Origin of the sequence: Paenibacillus sp. OK076, from assembly GCF_900110055.1 — a bacterium.
GTDB lineage: Bacteria > Bacillota > Bacilli > Paenibacillales > Paenibacillaceae > Paenibacillus.
On the sequence record NZ_FOCH01000001.1, the window covers coordinates 2,294,753 to 2,313,625 of the forward strand.

An 18,873-nucleotide genomic window follows, 5' to 3' on the forward strand; every position below is an offset into this window, starting at 1 on the left:
GATTCAGGAGGAGGAGAAGAATGCAATTGGACTTTCGTGAAAAATTGGAGCGTTATGCAGCACTTGTGGTCAACGTTGGTGTTCATGTTCAGAGGGAACAAACGCTTGTCATAACCGCGCCAATATCGGCTGCTCCGTTTGTTCGACTAGTTGTGAAACATGCTTATGAAGCCGGCGCTCATGATGTCTATATCGAGTGGAGCGATGATGAGATTATGCGTTTAAAGTATGAACTTGCACCGGATTCGGTGTTCCACGAATACCCGGCGTTCCGGGCAGCCGGTTGGGAGACTTTTGCCGAAAATAATGCCGCTTTCCTGACGATCACTGCACCCAATCCCGATCTTCTGCACGGAATAGATCCACAGCGGATCATGAATTTGAATGCATCCAAGGGTAAGGCATTAGCCAAATTTCGCAGCTACGGCATGTCCAACAAGGTCAGTTGGTCTATAGTTACGGTTCCATCAACAGCATGGGCTGCCAAGGTGTTTCCTGATGTTGCCGAAGAGTGCTTGATCGATACGATGTGGGAAGCTATCTTCAACGTTAGGCGGATTAATTCGGAAGACCCCGTTGAGGCATGGAAGACACATCTTGAGCTGCTTAGAAACAAGACCGATCAGCTTAATCGTAAACAATACAGAGCACTTCAATATCGTGGACCCGGTACGGATCTACGGATAGAATTGTCGCCTAAACATATCTGGGTTAGTGATGCGGATAACATCAACGAAAAGGGTGTTTCATTTTTGGCAAACATTCCGTCAGAAGAAGTATGGACTGCCCCGTTAAAGCAGGGGGTGAACGGCACGGTTCGCAGTACTAAGCCGCTAAATTATGAAGGATATCTAATCGATGACTTCACCTTGACGTTTGAAAACGGGAAAATTATTAATATTCAAGCAACGCAAGGGCTTGAGGTGCTAAAAAGATTAATTAGCATCGACGAAGGCGCATCCTATCTGGGCGAGATTGCGTTGGTGCCGCATCATTCTCCCATTTCGGAATCAGGGCTTGTTTTTTACAACTCTCTTTTTGATGAAAATGCATCCAACCATCTTGCGATCGGTAATGCTTATCCCTTCTGTCTTGAGGGAGGGAACGAGATGACTGAAGCGGAAAAGGCGGCAAACGGTGTAAACACAAGCCTCATTCATGTCGATTTTATGATTGGATCGGCTCATATGGACATTGATGGAGATCTTGAAAACGGAGGCCTGGAACCTGTGTTTCGTAACGGTAACTGGGCTTAGCACTATAAGACATGGCTAAATGTGGAATTGATTCAACCAATATTAACGATATCGCCAAGGCAGCAAAACTTAGCGTAGGCAATATCTATACCTAATTTACCTCAAAGAACGTAATTTTCAGTGAGGTTCTGCGTCGAGGACAAACGATGTATGGAAGGACTATTGCACAAATAGCAGACATGGATTAGACCTTTCGGAATATCCCGTTGAAGGCCAGCTGCCAGACATTCCAGATCCTGTGGAAGCATCCAATGACATGAAAAGCAGGGTACAGCTGATTATGGACATGGCTCTAAAAGATAAGTTGTCCATTCTTGAGCTGGGTTGGAGACTGATTGGGGCAAGAGGGCATATGCAATTACTGTTCTTCCTAATGAAGAAAGAGAAAAGAAGTCGCCTATTGGCGGCTTTTTTCGTTTGGGACGATATAAGTTCTTGTTCCCAGATAAAAAAATTCATCTTCTTTAAAACTATTTTCGACTCTCAGCTGTCTAACATGCGAAACAACATACAAAGTAAGCTTTATTAAAAATGCGGCAATAATCAAAATATACAGTCGCAACGGGGGTGGACAAACTGAGCAAGGTGAGTACAGCACTAACTGAACAGCAGTTCAGTGATCGTCTGGAGGCATGTAAAGAAAAGCTTTATCGCTTCGCGTTCTCTTATGTGAAAAATGAACAGGAAGCATTGGAAATTATATCTGAAGCCTCGTATAAAGGTTTTCTATCTTATGAAAAAGTGAAGAGTCCTGATTATTTTGAAACCTGGATGACCCGGATTGTCATCAATTGTTCTCTGGATCACATCAGACGAAAGAAGAAATACACGTATATGGAAGACAGCACCATACCATTTGCAGCCGAAGAGAGTTCCATGGGGCTTGAAGAGCAATGGGATTTATACGAAGCACTGGATCACCTGCATCCGAAGATAGGGCATTTATCGTTTTGAAATTTTTCCAGGATCAGCGATTCAAGGATATGGCGGAGGTACTGTCCTTGCCGGAAAGCACGGTGAAGACCAGGTTCTATAAGATCTTAAACAAACTCAAAAAACATCTAACCAAGGAAGAGGTTGATTTTACATGACAGGAAAAGAAAGATATGAACAGATCAATATTCCATCCGGCCTTTCCGGAGTTATTCAGCAAGCCCGTCAGCGCGCACGAAACCAAAAGCGAAGAAAAATGATGATCTGGCGTAGTTCATCCCTGGTTGCTGCCTGTGCTGCGGTGATGATAACAGCTAACGTTCCAGGTGTAGCCAAGGCATTATCCGATGTACCTGTTATAGGTTCTGTCGTCAAAATTCTGCAAGTTGGTGGTGGCGGAGAGCGCACAGATGGGGTTTCGGTTACAACGACCAAAGAATCGGATACACTAAACATTAATTTTCAGATCGATGGTGAACAGATCACCTCTGCTCCATCGTATACTGTGGATCACAAAGAAGGACCAAATCGCTTGATCTTCACCTTCAACGGGGTGCGTCATCTGGATTATGACAAGTTGGAGAAGGACATTAAAGCACTTAAGAATGTAAAAGATGTCTATCAAAATATCATTTTGGATGATTCCGCCATTGGCTTTGTGGTTGAACTTAAGGATGATGTGGATTATTCCGTGTCAGAGTATCAGCAGCCCGGATATTTTCAGTTGAAGCTTTTTTCCGACGGGAAGACAACGCAATCACATGAACTTTTCTTTGTACGTAGCGAAGACATGGAGCAGGGTGAAGCACTGGCCATGTTGGCTGAACAGTATTCTGCCGATGACAGCAGCGTTGTACAGACCCAAAATGGGAAATTCACCGTCGTTATGGGTGCCTTCGATAACCATGCAGATGCAGAGAAACACCTGAAAGAATTTACTGACCGGGAGGACTACAGTGAACCACTGCATGTCGACAGTTGGATGAGTAATGAAAATCCACAATAATGAAAGAGGCCTGCCTTAACGCAGGCTTCTTCTTGTAGACTTTATTATCGAAGTTCATTTCCGTTATCTTTTACGAGTCGCCCTATTGGCGGCTTTTTTTTGTTGCAACTATGAGAGGTGCAAATCAGTAATCTTACAACGTTGTCAGTTTTGTGTAAGTTTGATCGATAGGAGCTGTAGCAGCCTTAATATACACTTAAATCAATTCAACGCACTGTATTCACACCTTTAGGAGGCCAAACAATGAAAAGTGCAAATGCGGATCTATTGAAAATAGTAATTAAAAATATACCATCTATTGGGTTGAGGAGATCCTTCGGATGTATCGAGATACTTGGGCTGAAATAGATTTAACGCAAATTCGCGAGAATGTCATACAGATCCGCAAATTTCTACCTCGTTCGACCAAACTAATGGCCGTTGTTAAAGCAAATGCATACGGGCATGGAGATATTGAAACAGCCAAAGAAGCAGTAGAGGCAGGTGCGGACTATTTAGCGTGTGCCTTCATTGAAGAAGCCGTTCGCCTTAGGACTGCCGGCTTAAAACAACCGATTCTTATTTTGACTCCGATTCGTCCCGAACTTGTACCTCTGGCTTTGGAACATGATTTGATGCTTACCGTTACACAGGCGTCATGGTTTCATGAGATGAGAAAATACAAGCCTGTTCATACCCCGCATAAGGTATCTGTGCATGTGAAAATGGATACTGGACTTGGGCGAATCGGTATACGCACGCAAGAAGAGTGGCTTGAAATGGTTCCTTGGCTTAGAGCACCAGATGTAGTAGTCGACGGGTTCTATACCCACTTCGCGACAGCAGGTGAGGAAGACAACCGTTATCTACAGCTTCAGATTCAACACTTCCTGGAAATGAAAGAGTGGAGCAGTATGTCACGGATACCCATCAGTCATTATCACTGTGCGGGAAGTGTTGCAGCACTTCGATTCCCGGAATTGTGCATGGATATGGCTCGAATAGGAGCTGCAATCTATGGCTTTTATCCGGAAAAACTAGTGCCTAACATCCAACTCAATCCGGCATTCAGTATGCACAGTAGATTATTACAAACGAAAAAATTAAAAAAAGGCGAATATGTGGGTTACAACAATGCTTACCAAACAAACTCAGATCAATGGATCGGAACAGTGCCTATCGGCTATGCCGATGGATGGTCGCAGAGAATGCAAAATTCGGAGGTGTTAGTGGAAGGGTATCGTGCAGAAATTATAGGGAAAATCTCCATGGATCAATTGATGGTCAAGCTTCCGATGTATTTTCCCGAAGGATCAAAGGTGACCTTCATTGGCTATTCAGGTGAGCAGGAAATTCCGATTCAGGAACTGGCCCATCATATCGGTGGTGTCTCTCAAGAAATAACGAGTTCGATCACGGACAGAGTGTTACGAATGTATAAAGAAGGTGGGGTACTTCATCATGAAATCACGGGAAGTCGTACAAAAACATATTGAAATCAGCGTAAGTAACGAAGAATTATTTCAAGGGCACTTAGTGTTAATAAATGATCAAAACCCAATCAGAAGGCAAGTAAAAGTACATGAATTAGAGTCATTGGATTCCTTGCCTTCAATAAAGAAGTTAAATAAGCAGATGCTTCTGGAGAAGCAGTGCTTCAATCAATTTCATGCTCTGCTTAAAGCTTGTGGGGGGATGGATGAAATTGTCGCCGTCAGCGCATATCGCACAAAAGAAGATCAAGTCCAAATCTATCATGATTGTTTGATAGAACAGGGTTCCGAATATACTTCCAAATACGTAGCCTTGCCTGACCATAGTGAACACCAAACGGGGTTGGCTGTCGATGTGGGGAAATTGAAATCGAATATCGATTTTATTGCTCCTTCCTTTCCGGATACGGGCATTTACAAGTCCTTCAGACAACATGCCATTCAATTCGGTTTTATCCTTCGATATAAACAAGAAAAAGAATCAATCACGCGTATTGCTTATGAGCCATGGCATTTTAGATATGTAGGATATCCCCATTCCAAAATCATGGAAGAGAACAATCTATGTTTAGAGGAGTACATCGATTTTGTACAGCAATATCGGTACTCTGGAGAGCAGCTTACGATTAAAGAAAAGGACATGGCAATCCATATCTATTATGTTCCCGCAGATAAAGGGATATCTAGTCATATCCCGATCATGAGTTGTGATTCTTATCGCATATCAGGAACGAATCGAGAAGGATTCATTGTTACGACATTCTCTAAAAATTAAGTTATAGCAATAAGGATGATTCAGACATATCACATTTTAGGAGGCTCTTATGATGCAGAAGAAGTCGATTGCGGTATTGTTTGGCGGATGTTCAGGTGAGTATAACGTATCTTTGAGCTCGGCCGCTTCAGTGATTGAAAATTTGGATACCGAAAAATACAATCTTGTGTTAATTGGAATTACACAGCAAGGTTCTTGGCTCCGATATAGTGGAACGGTTGAGGATATTCGCAATGATCGATGGCATTTGCATCCGAGTTGTATCCCATCCTTTTTCTCGCCGAGTAGAGAAGTCAGAGGACTAATTGAGCTTGTGCATACAGAATATCATGTAACAACGATCGATGTTGTGTTTCCAGTGCTGCACGGCAAATACGGTGAGGATGGAACCCTGCAAGGATTATTGGAACTGTCGGGTATACCGTTTGTTGGATGTGGCATGTTATCCTCTGCGTTATGTATGGACAAGGAACTGGCTCATAAACTGGTGCAGGGAGCAGGTATAGATACGCCGCGTTCCCTTACAATACAACGGAGTGAACGGATGGAAGAAGCGCTACCAGCAATAGAAGCACTGGGCTTCCCACTCTTTGTTAAGCCGGCTAGATCAGGATCATCATTAGGCATTTCGAAGGTGAACAATAGGCAAGAGTTGATTACCGGAATTGAACATGCCTTCATACACGACAGCAAAGTTGTCATTGAGCAAAATATTAACGGTTTTGAAGTGGGTTGTGCTGTATTGGGCAATTCTGATCCCATGATTGGTGTAATTGATGAGATTGAACTACAGGGGCACTTTTTTGACTTCTCGGAAAAGTACTCCTTGATCAGTTCGAAGATTCACTTGCCAGCCCGCATTGATGAAGACATTGAAACGAAGGTTAAGGAGAGCGCTCTGACTATTTATAAAACGCTTGGATGCAGAGGGTTTGCCCGAGTAGATATGTTCCTGACCGCTGACGGAAGAATTGTGTTCAATGAAGTCAACACGATACCTGGTTTCACATCGAATTCCCGTTATCCCAACATGCTCCAAGCTGGCGGCATGACTTATGCAAATATTCTTAACCAGCTCATCGAGATCGCCATTGATGAGAACTGAGATCGGTTGAACTTGCGGTTGAACGGGGATTGGATGGATTCATTATGGCAGCGTAAAGATGATATTAAAAGGCGGACATTCCATAGCATAGGAATGTCCGCCTTTTATCAACGAATTCTTGAGTTCTTTATCTATTCAACTTAAACCGTTGCTGCAACGTGCTTTTCACGAGCAATCTTGGTTGCATCAACCATGTTGCGCAAGGAAGCAACGGTTTCTTCGAGCCCACGAGTTTTAAGACCGCAATCCGGATTAATCCAGAACAATTTAGGGTCCAATACACGCAAGGCGCGTTCAATCATGCTCGTCATTTCATCCACACTTGGAACACGTGGACTATGGATGTCATATACGCCAAGGCCAATGCCCAGTTTATACGTGTTCAACTCAAAGCTGTGAATCAATTCACCGTGACTGCGGGATGTCTCGATCGAAATAACATCGGCATCCATCGCTTCGATGGAATCAATCATGTCATGGAATTCGCAATAGCACATATGTGTGTGAATTTGAGTTGTGTCTTGAACCGTGCAAGTGGAGATACGGAAAGCTTTGACCGCCCAAGCCAGATAATCGGCTTGCTCGTTTTCCTTCAACGGCAGTCCTTCGCGAACCGCTGGCTCATCGACCTGGATCATGCCAATACCTGCTTGCTCCAGTGCTTCGACTTCTTGTCTCAGTGCATACGCCAATTGATATGCGATATGCTCGCGCGGGATGTCTTCACGCACAAATGACCAGTTCATGATAGTGATCGGTCCAGTAAGCATACCTTTTACAGGACGTTGTGTTTGGGACTGTGCGTATTTGGTTTCTTCAACGGTCATTTCTCCGGTAAATGCAACGTCTCCGAAAATAATTGGTGGTTTTACGCAACGAGAACCGTATGATTGTACCCATCCAAATTGTGTGAAGGCAAACCCTGCAAGTTTTTCGCCAAAGAACTCTACCATGTCGGTACGCTCAAACTCACCATGTACGAGAACATCGATCTCGATCTCTTCCTGAATTTTGATCCAGATATCAATTTGATCCCGGATGAAAGCAGCATACTGCTCATTGTTCAACTCACCCTTACGCCACAATTGACGTGCTTTACGCACTTCTGCGGATTGTGGGAAGCTGCCGATAGTCGTTGTCGGGAAAAGTGGCAATTTCCATTTGTCCTGCTGAGCGATATGACGCTCGGCAAACGGACGGGAACGTTCCGGCTGTTGAACGCTGAGTGTTGCCACGGCTTCTTGAACAGCAACACGATTACGCTCTTCGGATTGCTGAAGAGCCTGGATCGTACGATCAGAATTTTCAATTTCAGCGATGATTTCAGCGTTTCTTGAAGACAATGCTTTTGTCAACAGAACGATCTCGTCTAACTTTTCATCTGCAAATGCCAGAGCATTTTTCAGTTCGGATGTGAGTTTAGTTTCACGCTCTGTCGTTACCGGAACATGAAGCAAGCTGCATGAGGATTGCACGATTAAACGTTCAGGTGTTACGAGTTCAACCAGTTCATCCAACAGCTTCAGTTTTCCTGGCAAAGAGGCTTTCCAGATCCCGCGGCCGTCAATAACCCCAGCACCCAAAACTTTATCCGTAGGGAAACCGGACGCTTGAATGGACTGAATGTTACCCGTAGCCCCGTGTACAAAATCAAGTCCGATACCTTGAACCGGTAGGGCAACAATGTTGCTATAGTTCTCTACGGATTCAAAGTAGGTCTGCAGCATAATGTTTAGACCTGGTACAGCAGCTGCAAACGTCTCATAAATTTTACTTAGCAGCTGTAGGTCAGCATCACTTGTTTTGGTAACGAGGATTGGCTCGTCAATCTGTACCCACTGAACACCTTCATTTGCAAGCTCCTGAAGCACTTGTACATAGAGTGGAAGCAGGCGGTCCAGCCAAGCGTTTGTTTCGGACTTATCGTATCCTTTGGACAGCTTCAGGAAGGTCAACGGTCCGACAAGAACCGGTTTGCCTTCAATACCGAGCTTCTCTTTGGCTTCGCGATAAGCAAGAAGGGGTTTATTTTCCGTTAGGGCAGGGGAAGCACCGTCCAGTTCAGGCACGATATAGTGATAGTTTGTGTTAAACCATTTTGTCATTTCGCTTGCGGCTGCATCTTTCGTTCCCCGGGCAATTCCGTAATAGACGGACAAAGGTACAGCGCCACCGTCATATGCAAACCGTTTTGGAACAATTCCGAACATAACGGCAGTATCCAGAATGTGATCATAGTAACTGAAGTCATTAACAGGAATAAGATCGATACCTTTTTCTTGCTGCTTGCGCAGGTGATCTAACCGAATCTCCTGCAATCTTGCTTGAAAATCTGTTTCTTCGAGCTTGCCTGACCAGAATGCCTCCAAGGCTTTCTTCCATTCCCGATCCGCACCAATTCGTGGATATCCCAATACACTGCTTTTTGCCATGACGTAAAACTCCTCTACAATATGTTACCAAAAAGTTATCACATATCCGGAGTTATAATGTAATTCCATTAAGTTATATCTAGCTATAGCCTATGGCTATACCGGTGTAGCATGAAAGCAAGTAATAATGACAAACATTAAGTTATTATAAAACTTTACAGAAAACCGTCCAGACGGTATAGTTAAATGGAAGTTGAATAACGTTACGTATGTGGGAGGAGGAATGAGAGATGGTTGCATATTTTTTATTGGGTTTAGCGATTGTATCTGAAGTGTTTGGTAGTTCCATGATGAAATTATCAAACGGATTCCAAAAGAAACTTCCGATAGTAGGATTGATTTTGGGAATGGGTACAGCGTTCTTTTGTCTTTCACTGGCTTTGAAAACCATTCCGCTTGGTACCGCATATGCAACGTGGTCGGGTGTGGGAACTGCTCTTACAGCACTCGTTGGCATAGTGTTTTATAAAGAGAGCGTGAACCTCAGAAAAATCTCAGCATTAATTCTTATCATTGCTGGGGTTGTGATTATGAAATTGGCTCATAGCTGAGCAAGAATGGAGGGATGAATAATGAAGGGTTATTTTGCACTTGCCATTGCCATTATTGCTGAGGTTTTCGGTACTACCATGTTAAAATTATCGGCTGGATTCACCAATCTGCTACCTTCAATTGGACTTGTTGTTGGCATGGCGTTATCGTTTTATTTTTTGACAATGACTTTGAAAACAATTCCTTTGAGCACAGCTTACGCCATATGGGCAGGTGTAGGGACAGCAATAACCGCCTTGCTTGGCGTCATTTTATGGAATGATCCGTTCAACATGCTTTCTGGAATCGGACTCATTATGGTTATCGGAGGTGTAGTACTTTTAAACTTATCCAAAAGTCCAGCCAAATCATCAAACACAAGTCAGTCTTAAATAAACGTACATGAAGGAGGAGATCTGTATGAGAAGTAATTCAAGACGTCATGAGCTACTGGCATCAGCATCACATATTGTCGAACATTTGGGCATGGAGAAATTGACGCTGGAAGCTGTTGCTAAACATGCGGGAGTAAGCAAAGGCGGATTGCTTCATCATTTTCCCAATAAGGAAGCAATCGTTACTGCCATGATCGAGGAATTCGGGGATACGTTCTTCTCTGAACTACAGCAAAAATCAAGCGAAAGCATAAACGAAGTCGGGAAATGGAGCAGGGCTTATATCGAAACGACCTTCCATGACCCCCAAACGACTGCAGCTTTGAGTACTGCGCTTTTGGCGGTATTATTCTCAAAGCCCGAATTACTTGCAGCGTATAATGAAAAAAATAACGTTCTTCAAGAAGAAATTTTAAACGATGGCATTGATCCCGTGAATGCTGTTATTATCAAGTTAGCAACAGACGGGTTATGGTTTTCCGAGATTTTCGGAGTTGGAATCCTGGATCAGGATATTCGAAATCAAGTAGAAGAAAGACTCATGAAGATGTCTTTCGAAGCAAAATGAGAATGCTGTGCATCAACTCTTTTTTTCATATTTGAAGCCCGGGAACTTTTTTAATTAGAATTGCAATAAAACAGAGTTGAAATCAGAAAGGAGAGGTATTGCATAATGAGCCGAATAATGGCTTTCGCAGGATCAAGGCATTTTCAACTAAATGAGGTTACTGAGGGTGTATTTGCTGCGGTTGCAGTTCCCGGTTCAGGTTCATTGGGTAATGCCACAATCGTTGATTTAGGTGATACAACGCTAGTTGTGGACACATTCACGACGATACAGGCGGCAGAGGATTTGCAGGCAGCGACTGAGTACCTCACCGGAAGAAAGGCTTCTTATGTAATTAATACGCATTGGCATAGTGACCATACATGTGGAAATCAAGTATTTGTCCCTGAAGCACAGATTATTTCCACATCGATTACTCGCGAAATCATGGATACTTTTGTAAGGAACAGAATAATGCAGCAGTTGGCAAAACCTGAAGCGATTTATAAAGCTATAGACGAACTTGATGAACAAATACAACGAGAGACGAACAAAAAGTTAAGACAGGAAATGCAATGGGATAATGCCAGTGATCGTGAATATATGAAGATGCTCCCCGACCTGGTATATTCATTGCCGAACTTAACGTTTGATCAGCACATGACTATTCATGGCAGTAAGCGCAGTGTTGAACTTATTACTTTTGGCGGAGGTCATACCCAGAGTGATGCCCTGGTCTATATTCCGAAAGACAGAATTGCCATAATGGGCGACCTGGTGTTATCTAAACATCATCCGGTTCTCATGTATGCGAATCCTCAGCAATGGCTGGATATTTTGGATAAAGTGGAACAGCTGGATATAGAAATCATCGTACCGGGGCATGGAGAAGTATGCTCATTGAACGCACTGCATGAAGTCAGAGCTTACATAACGGATTTATTGGAAATCGTGACTGATGCTGCTCAAAGAAACCAAAGTTTGGACGAAATTACTGTACCATTAGCCTATCAGGACTGGTTTTTTACTACGTATTTCAAGTCCAATTTGCAAAGCATCTACGAATGGATCAAGAAAACGGGTAAAGATTGAACCTGTCCCAAGAAACCGAATTGCTTCATTTGACTTATGATGGCGTGCGTGTTCGCAACCGATTGTAAATAGATAGATCAGTACAGTAGCTCCTTAACAAATGTTGGGGAGTTTTTTTGTTTCTCCAACTGTTTTTTTAAGCTCGATTAGAAGGGACAGCTATACTTGATGCATAATAATGATAACTAGAAATTGAATTTAACATTTACACGAGAACGGAGAGGGCAGAAATAACCTGAAGAAGCGGAGCTAAAAGCTTTCTGGAAGAAAGCTGCATCGGAAGCATACACCTCACCTTTATCGCTGGATTTTTCCTTTGAAAAAGGGATTCAATACAATCTGGGGATAACAGCGATCGGAAGGTTGTTCTGTCATCGGCGTGGCAAGTGTAAATATTCTTTAATTCAATTTATATAGATCCTTGTTACGCTGGAAAATGTGGAAAGGGTGATTCGATGGGTGTACCTACTTTTCTTGAAACAGGTCATATGACAGAGGGTTTTCCAATCCGGGTGATTCATACCGAGGAACAGTTTAATTTTGCCGCACACTGGCATGAAGAGGTTGAAATGGTTGTAGTCAATGGGAAAAGCGCGAGAATTGGCATCAATAACCATATATTTAGCCTTGAACACGGAGATGTGCTGCTTATTAAACCCGGAGACATTCACTGTTTCTTGCCAGGTACAGATCATTTAACCATTATCCTGTTTCGACTGGAATTATTAACGGGAAGCTTCACAACCGAAAGAGAAACCCAGGACCTGGGTGAGCTTTTCAATAAAACAACGGTCATCCCGTGCAGCCTTTGTCATGAGAAAAACCTTGGGAAATATATAGATGCCTTAGCAAATGAAGAGAAGGATCGGCAGGCGGGATATCGCTGGTTAATGGTGGCCAGATTATATGATCTCATTGTTCATATGCTGCGTACAAAGGCACCGATTACAGATGAAATAACTTCAGCTTGGCCCTGTACGCCTTCCAAAAAATTCGAATTTCTCGAATCGGTCTGTGAATACCTGGAGGAGCACTACGCTGAACCCATTAAACTCGATCAGGTCGCAGAGCACATCAAATTCAGCAAATTTCACGTATGTAAATTGTTCAAAGAGATTAAAGGAATCACATTGATGGAATACCTGAATCATTTTAGAATCATCAAATCGGAGTGGGCGTTATTGTTTCGCGAAGAATCCATTCTGGATATTGCCATTGGTCATGGATTCAACAATGTGAACTCATACAACCGTCTGTTCAAAAAATATAATGACTGCACTCCGTCTGAATTTCGCAAGAAGCATCGTACAAATATCACAACATATGAAGGATGATTCACAATATTTGGAGAGAAAGCCTTCTCCAAAATCCATATACTCTAATAAATTGTAAGCGTTTCCTTTTTGAAGGAGGGGGCCCATGAAGAAGTTTAAGCTTAAATATATCTCCATGATTGCACTCGTAAGCGCAGTGATAATGGTGTCCGGCTGCCAACCCAATGGAGCCAACCAGCCCAAGCAGGAAGAAATTACCGTTTGGAGTTTTACGGATGAAGCAGGTTATGCCATTGAGAAATTCGAGGAGAAATATCCGGACATTAAGGTGAACTTTGTTAATATTCCGGGCAATTTCTATATCACCAAGCTTAAGTCCGCCTTACAGACAACGTCCAAGGCTCCGGATGTGTTTATGATCGAGAATGCAAATATAAGAGAGCTGATTGATGTGCCTTATCTGGAGAATTTATCGGCAGCACCGTACAACGCCAATGAACTGATTTCAGAGCAGTACGCTTTTGTGCAGGCCAATGAGAAGGATAGTGAAGGAAATGTTAGAGCAATCGGTTATCAGGGAACGCCTGGGGGCATTTATTATCGGAGAGATTTGGCTAAAGAATACTTGGGTACGGACGATCCGGAGAAGGTAGGGCCGCAAATTGATACATGGGAGAAGATATTCGAGATTGGAGAAAGGGTAGAGCAGCAAAGTGGAAATAAAGTTCACGCCCTTGCCAACTGGAATGCGATATCCAATTCATATGATGGTATTCCTTGGGTTAAGGATGGCAAGTTAGTCATCGATCCTACCTACATGAAGGTGCTTGACCTTGTTCGTGAAGCCCGTCAGCGGCATGTGCTTGCAGAGTTGGATGATGGTAGTGCCGGATATGCGGCTTCGATGCAAAAAGGCCAAGTGATGTTCTATCCTGGAGCAACCTGGGCATTGCAATACACCTTTAAGGCGAACGCTCCCGATACCGAAGGATTGTGGGGTCTTGCGCCTGGTCCATCCGCTTTTAGTGCCGGTGGAACTTATATTGCGATGTACAGCAAAAGTGACAAAAAGGATTTGGCCTGGAAGTTTATTGAGTTTTATAACTTTAATCATGACTTTCTGTCTGAACTTGCGAAGGAACAGGACTATTTCACAAGCAATATGGTCGTGAATGATCAGCTTGCAGGTTCTGTATCTTCAGCGTATTTGGGAGGGCAGAAGCATTTTGAATTTTTCTCGGAAGCAGCCAAGCAGGTCCCGGTATATGAGCGAACTAAATATGACTCAATCATTAACAATGACATCTTCAAAAATGTACTCCAGTTGTATCTCAATAACGACATTCTAACCAAAGAAGAAGCCGTAAAACGAATCAAGCGTGATGTCAAACTGAGATTTCCGGAGCTGGAAGTGGATTAGCTTAGAAGTAAGCAAATACCTTTTAATCATCCGATGACTGGGGGTACAAATCATGTTTGCCAAGTCAATCCGCAAAGACCATTACGGATACTATTTCATTGCTCCGTTTTTTATTCTTTTCGCCATTTTTGGACTATACCCCATTCTGTATTCTCTCTATATCAGCTTCACCAACTTTGACGGGATTACTACGCCGGACTTCGTCGGAATAGGTAATTATATTGCTGTTCTGCAAGATCCGTTGTTCTACAAGACGTTATTTAATACCCTGTTTATCTGGGGTGTCTCTGTAGTCCCACAGCTTACCGTTTCGCTTGTACTCGCCTTTATTCTCAATGACAAGTTGCTTAAGGGAAGAGACATTTTCAGAGCAGTTTATTTCTTCCCCAATATCGTTACCGCAGCATCATTGGGCCTGCTTGTAAGTCTGATCTTTGATTGGCAATCCGGCGGTTTGAATCATTTTCTGGTTCAAATAGGACTGATCAATGACCCGATTAACTGGAAAAATGATCCCTGGTTTATGCGACTGATCGTTTCATCCATCCTGTTCTTTCAATACTTTGGTTACTCCATGGTCATCTATCTGGCAGGCCTTCAGGGTATTGATCCCGCTCTGCAGGAAGCCGCTCAAATGGATGGGGCGAAAAAGAAACATATTTTCATTCATATCATCGTTCCAATGCTGCGCCCAATCATTCTGTTTCAGATGATCACGTCTATTATTGGGGGCATTCAGATTTTCGATCAGCCGTTTACATTGACGAATGGAACGGGTGGCCCGGATCGTGCAGCCATGACGAGTATTATGTATCTGTATAATGTGGCATTCCAAAGTACACGTTTTGGTTATGGGGCGGCCATTGCATTCTGTCTGTTCATCATCATTATCCTGCTATCGGTCGTATCCTTCATGATGACGAAGCGCAAGAGCCGTGCATAGGGAGGGGGAAATGAAATGCAAACCGTCAAACCAGTCGAACAACCAAAAGTCACTATACAGCAATACGATACTGTAAGGCGTCTGACACTGGGCAAAGTCATTATTTATCTATGTTTGATTAGCCTTGCCGTGATCTGTATCATTCCATTTTATCTCATGCTCATCTATTCCACTCATAATAATGCAACGATTGCATCGACATTTACGTTTCTGCCCGGACCGTTCCTGTTGGATAATTATACGAACATGGCTTCCAAAATCAACATCTGGCGCGGGTTTGCCAACAGCTTTTTCATTGCGGGAACGTCTACGGTGCTATCCTTGTATATCGGTTCCCTGACGGCATATGGCTTCGCGAAGTTCAAATTCAAAGGTCGCAACGGGCTATTCCTGTTTTTGCTTGCGACCATGATGGTGCCTGGGCAGCTCGCACTGATCGGGATGTATCGCCTGTTCAGTACGCTAGGCTTGCTGGACAGCTATGCAGCGATCATTTTGCCGGCAGCGGCGAATGCATTTAATGTATTTTTTATTAAACAATTTATGGAGAGCAGCATTCCGGACGAGATTATTGAATCGGCACGTGTGGATAGTGCAGGGGAGTTCCGCACGTTCAATCAGATTGTTTTGCCCATTCTGGGCCCGGCTATCTCGGCCCTTGGCATATTCACCTTTATCGGTTCTTGGAATAATTTCCTAACGCCGTTGGTCTTGTTCTTTTCCCTGGATAAATATCCGCTTCCGGTACTCGTTGCACTGGTGCAAGGATATTATGGAATGGATTACGGACTGTTGTATTTGGGTGTGGCGATCTCGATTCTGCCTATTATCATTGTCTTTGCGATATTCTCCAGACAAATTATAGGCAGCGTTGCCTTGGGTGCGGTTAAAGGATAGCATGTGTACGGAAAATAGTCGCCTTCATGGCGGCTTTTTTGCTATTTCAGGTAAGATTTTTATATCGCTGGGGACTTATATCATGGACATTGTTGCCTGATAGGTGGCGAAATACCATTTTGAAAGCCTTTCCAAAAATCTATGATATACTACGATATGACTGGCATACCATGGAAAAAAAGATATTCCAACTTATCGTTTTCTTCACTTTCACTTGCAAAGGAGATGTCACGATGTTTAATGTTCTTGTTGTTGACGATGAGAGCGTTCAAAGAGAAGGCATTAAGGATTTGATCTCTCACTACAGCTTTCCCTTTCAAGTACTGGAAGCTGAGAACGGGATGAGCGCAGAGCGAATTCTGGTTCAGAACGCGATCGATATCCTCATCACCGACGTCAAAATGCCGCTTATGGATGGACTGGAGCTTAGCAAACAAGCCAGGAAAACACAGCAGAATATAAAGATTGTCATCTGCAGCGGTTATGATGAATTTGAATATGCCCGCAGCGCGATTCGGCTGGGTGTAGTGAATTATTTGCTCAAGCCACTGGTTAAGGAAGAGTTTTTACAGGTGATGGAAGATATTACGCAAATACGTGCTTATGCCGGAGGTCCCGAACCGGAATCTGTGGAATCGAAGGTCATTCGACAGGTGAAGGATTATGTGAAGGATAACCATCAGAGAGATATTTCATTGTCCGAGGCAGCCCATGATGTTTATTTATCGCCAGGGTATTTGAGCATTTTGTTTAAAAAAGAGACCGGGGAAAACTTCTCGAAATATTTGACCGATTATCGTTTGCGGCGTGCAAGCCATCTGCTCGCTCATTCGAATATGAAAATCAATGATGTTGCAGGGGCCGTTGGCATCGACAATCATTCTTATTTTGCCAAGCTGTTCCGAAACAGGTTCGGTGTCAGTCCGTTACAGTTCAGAGAGTGCGGGGTGCTTCATGATCGGATGGATCAAGAGCAAATTCAATGATATCAGGTTCCGCAACAAGCTGCTGCTGTCGCATTTGGTGATTGCACTCATTCCGATTCTTCTGCTTGGACTGCTCTCCTTCATTCAGTCCTACCGAATTCAAATGAAGGAGCTGCGGAGCGAAGCAGAAGCGAGTCTGGACCAGGTGTCTAACATTATGGATTATAAGATTAATCGGTATAACACGTTAAGTGAGTTCATGGTGCTTAATCGGGATTTATCGCAAATATTTACGAAAGACTACGAGGGAAATTATTATCATATGTACCTGGATTTCCGGGACATTCTCGAGCCGTTGATCTCGAACATCCGGCTGATGGATGATGATATTGAAGGCATTACCTTTTATACGTCCGGGGATTTATTGGGAATCCGCAATAATATTTTGCCAATCGGGGATCTGAAGAGCAAGTCCTGGTATGACGGATTTCGAGGCAGGCGCTGGATTGTGGATGGGGAGAAGCTTTATCTCGTTCAGGAATTGATCAGCAATCCGAAAGACAGCAATTTCATGGTGATCTCCATTCAGCATGATCGCATCTTTGCAGATCTGGACAATCTGTCGGAACATGTAGCCGTTTATATTGAGGATGCGAAGCAGCATGTGATTTTTCAGGAAAACCACGAGCGTGCTGCTGTGGCCGCAGGTTCGAACGTTGGGGAATCTGGCGATCTAAGTCTTAGCCGCTCACTCGCCAACAACGGCTGGACGATTCACTATAATCTGCTGAATACCAATGCGTACGCCAATGCAATGAGTATTTTTCAAATTACGCTGTTTGTCATCATCCTCAGCCTGATGATTACCTTCCTGCTCATTTATGTCATTTCTAATAACTTTACGCAAAGAATTATCCATATCAAGAACAAGGTGGACAAGGTAGAGCGGAACAATCTGGATGTGATGATCCGAAGTTCATCCAGGGATGAATTTGGTGAGCTGACTAACGGTATCGGTAAAATGCTGACAAGGATCAACAGCCTGATCTCACAGGTGTATCACGCCGAGATTGCCAAGAAGGAAAGTGAATATAACAAGTTAATCAGCCAGATCAACCCTCACTTCCTGTACAACACACTTTCATTTATACGCTGGAGGGCCGAGAAAAGGGCGGATATCGAGACGAGTTATATGGTATCTGCATTAGCCCGTTTCTATAGGACCACACTTAACCAGGGGAAGAATATGGCCACCATTGAGGCTGAGGTGCAGCATATTAAGGCATATCTGGATTTGCAGCTCATCATGAACGATGGCCGATTTGATGTGGATTATCATATCAATGACGAGGTATTACATACCGAGGTGATTCATTTTATTTTGCAGCCGATTGTGGAGAATGCCATCAAGCATGGATTTGTGGAGGCAGATGCGTCCGATTGTCACATTCACATTGCGGTTAGCCGGGTGGAAGAGGGGATTAAATTAACCGTTCGTGATAACGGAGTTGGCATGACGCCGATGCAGACAGCAGGTTTGTTAACAGGAGAGAACGGCGGATGTGGTGTTCGGAACGTTAATGACCGAATTAAGCTGTATTATGGTCGGAATTACGGGCTTGTTATTCACAGTGAGCCAGGCAGCGGAACGGAAGTGTCAATCGTCCTTCCTGCCACATGATCGTGTGCAGTTATATTAAAAACATAGCATTAGTACTGAAGCGGTTGCTGTGGCAACCGCTTATTTCTTCCTGTAAGAATCTTTTAATACAGATAAATAAAGTGAATTGGAGGTCATAAAAAAAGTGTTACATATCCGAAAAATGTGGCATATACGCCATTTATGAAAACGCATACAATTTGGTTATC

Annotated in this window: 18 protein-coding genes; 17 read left to right on the top strand and 1 reads right to left on the bottom strand. The window is 43.4% G+C overall.

What is annotated here, in order from left to right:
- Window positions 1–26: 26 nt before the first annotated feature.
- The 7 genes from BMY78_RS10310 to vanG all read left to right on the top strand — a co-directional run bounded on the left by BMY78_RS10310 (window position 27) and on the right by vanG (window position 6,547).
- On the top strand, window positions 27–1,256 hold the full coding sequence (locus BMY78_RS10310) for an aminopeptidase (RefSeq protein WP_371129158.1): 1,230 nt from the start codon (window positions 27–29) through the stop codon (window positions 1,254–1,256).
- 585 nt (window positions 1,257–1,841) lie between these two features.
- Complete coding sequence (locus tag BMY78_RS10320; RefSeq protein WP_371129128.1) at window positions 1,842–2,210, top strand: sigma factor; 369 nt, start codon at window positions 1,842–1,844, stop codon at window positions 2,208–2,210.
- 29 nt (window positions 2,211–2,239) lie between these two features.
- Window positions 2,240–2,347 carry a hypothetical protein gene (locus tag BMY78_RS33705; protein ID WP_371129159.1) on the top strand — a complete coding sequence of 36 codons (108 nt, stop codon included), beginning with the start codon at window positions 2,240–2,242 and terminating at the stop codon, window positions 2,345–2,347.
- A complete protein-coding gene (locus BMY78_RS10325) occupies window positions 2,344–3,195 on the top strand; it encodes a hypothetical protein (protein ID WP_090897659.1) in 852 nt (283 codons plus the stop codon). Before BMY78_RS33705 ends, BMY78_RS10325 begins: the two co-directional genes overlap by 4 nt.
- A gap of 320 nt (window positions 3,196–3,515) precedes the next feature.
- Entirely contained in the window at window positions 3,516–4,670 is a 1,155-nt protein-coding gene (alr, locus tag BMY78_RS10330; protein WP_090897662.1) for an alanine racemase, read from the top strand.
- A complete protein-coding gene (locus BMY78_RS10335) occupies window positions 4,636–5,442 on the top strand; it encodes a D-alanyl-D-alanine carboxypeptidase family protein (RefSeq protein ID WP_090897665.1) in 807 nt (268 codons plus the stop codon). Before alr ends, BMY78_RS10335 begins: the two co-directional genes overlap by 35 nt.
- Window positions 5,443–5,494: 52 nt before the next feature.
- Window positions 5,495–6,547 (top strand): D-alanine--D-serine ligase VanG, encoded by a 1,053-nt coding sequence (gene vanG, locus BMY78_RS10340; protein WP_090897668.1) that lies wholly within the window; start codon window positions 5,495–5,497, stop codon window positions 6,545–6,547.
- Window positions 6,548–6,687: 140 nt separating this feature from the next.
- On the opposite strand, the gene metE is transcribed toward vanG, so the two are convergent.
- Window positions 6,688–8,979 carry a 5-methyltetrahydropteroyltriglutamate--homocysteine S-methyltransferase gene (gene metE, locus BMY78_RS10345; protein WP_090897671.1) on the bottom strand — a complete coding sequence of 764 codons (2,292 nt, stop codon included), beginning with the start codon at window positions 8,977–8,979 and terminating at the stop codon, window positions 6,688–6,690.
- A 230-nt stretch (window positions 8,980–9,209) separates the two neighbouring features.
- On the opposite strand from metE, the gene BMY78_RS10350 reads away from it, so the two are divergent.
- The 10 genes from BMY78_RS10350 (at window position 9,210) to BMY78_RS10395 (ending at window position 18,685) form a co-directional block, all read left to right on the top strand.
- Window positions 9,210–9,530: a DMT family transporter gene (locus tag BMY78_RS10350; protein WP_090897674.1), complete on the top strand. Its 321-nt coding sequence runs from the start codon at window positions 9,210–9,212 to the stop codon at window positions 9,528–9,530.
- A 21-nt stretch (window positions 9,531–9,551) separates the two neighbouring features.
- Window positions 9,552–9,902 (top strand): DMT family transporter, encoded by a 351-nt coding sequence (locus BMY78_RS10355; RefSeq protein ID WP_090897677.1) that lies wholly within the window; start codon window positions 9,552–9,554, stop codon window positions 9,900–9,902.
- A 28-nt stretch (window positions 9,903–9,930) separates the two neighbouring features.
- Complete coding sequence (locus BMY78_RS10360; RefSeq protein ID WP_090897680.1) at window positions 9,931–10,473, top strand: TetR/AcrR family transcriptional regulator; 543 nt, start codon at window positions 9,931–9,933, stop codon at window positions 10,471–10,473.
- Between the two features lie 105 nt (window positions 10,474–10,578).
- On the top strand, window positions 10,579–11,544 hold the full coding sequence (locus BMY78_RS10365; protein WP_090897683.1) for an MBL fold metallo-hydrolase: 966 nt from the start codon (window positions 10,579–10,581) through the stop codon (window positions 11,542–11,544).
- A 455-nt stretch (window positions 11,545–11,999) separates the two neighbouring features.
- A complete protein-coding gene (locus BMY78_RS10370; RefSeq protein ID WP_090897686.1) occupies window positions 12,000–12,878 on the top strand; it encodes a helix-turn-helix transcriptional regulator in 879 nt (292 codons plus the stop codon).
- 85 nt (window positions 12,879–12,963) lie between these two features.
- On the top strand, window positions 12,964–14,238 hold the full coding sequence (locus BMY78_RS10375; protein WP_256222041.1) for an ABC transporter substrate-binding protein: 1,275 nt from the start codon (window positions 12,964–12,966) through the stop codon (window positions 14,236–14,238).
- 52 nt (window positions 14,239–14,290) lie between these two features.
- A complete protein-coding gene (locus BMY78_RS10380) occupies window positions 14,291–15,181 on the top strand; it encodes a carbohydrate ABC transporter permease (RefSeq protein ID WP_090897689.1) in 891 nt (296 codons plus the stop codon).
- Window positions 15,182–15,196: 15 nt separating this feature from the next.
- A complete protein-coding gene (locus tag BMY78_RS10385) occupies window positions 15,197–16,078 on the top strand; it encodes a carbohydrate ABC transporter permease (RefSeq protein WP_090897692.1) in 882 nt (293 codons plus the stop codon).
- 233 nt (window positions 16,079–16,311) lie between these two features.
- Window positions 16,312–17,064, top strand: coding sequence for a response regulator transcription factor (locus BMY78_RS10390; RefSeq protein WP_090897695.1), 753 nt, complete (start codon window positions 16,312–16,314; stop codon window positions 17,062–17,064).
- Window positions 17,033–18,685, top strand: coding sequence for a sensor histidine kinase (locus BMY78_RS10395; protein WP_090897698.1), 1,653 nt, complete (start codon window positions 17,033–17,035; stop codon window positions 18,683–18,685). The genes BMY78_RS10390 and BMY78_RS10395 overlap by 32 nt, the downstream gene beginning before the upstream one ends.
- Window positions 18,686–18,873 lie beyond the last annotated feature (188 nt).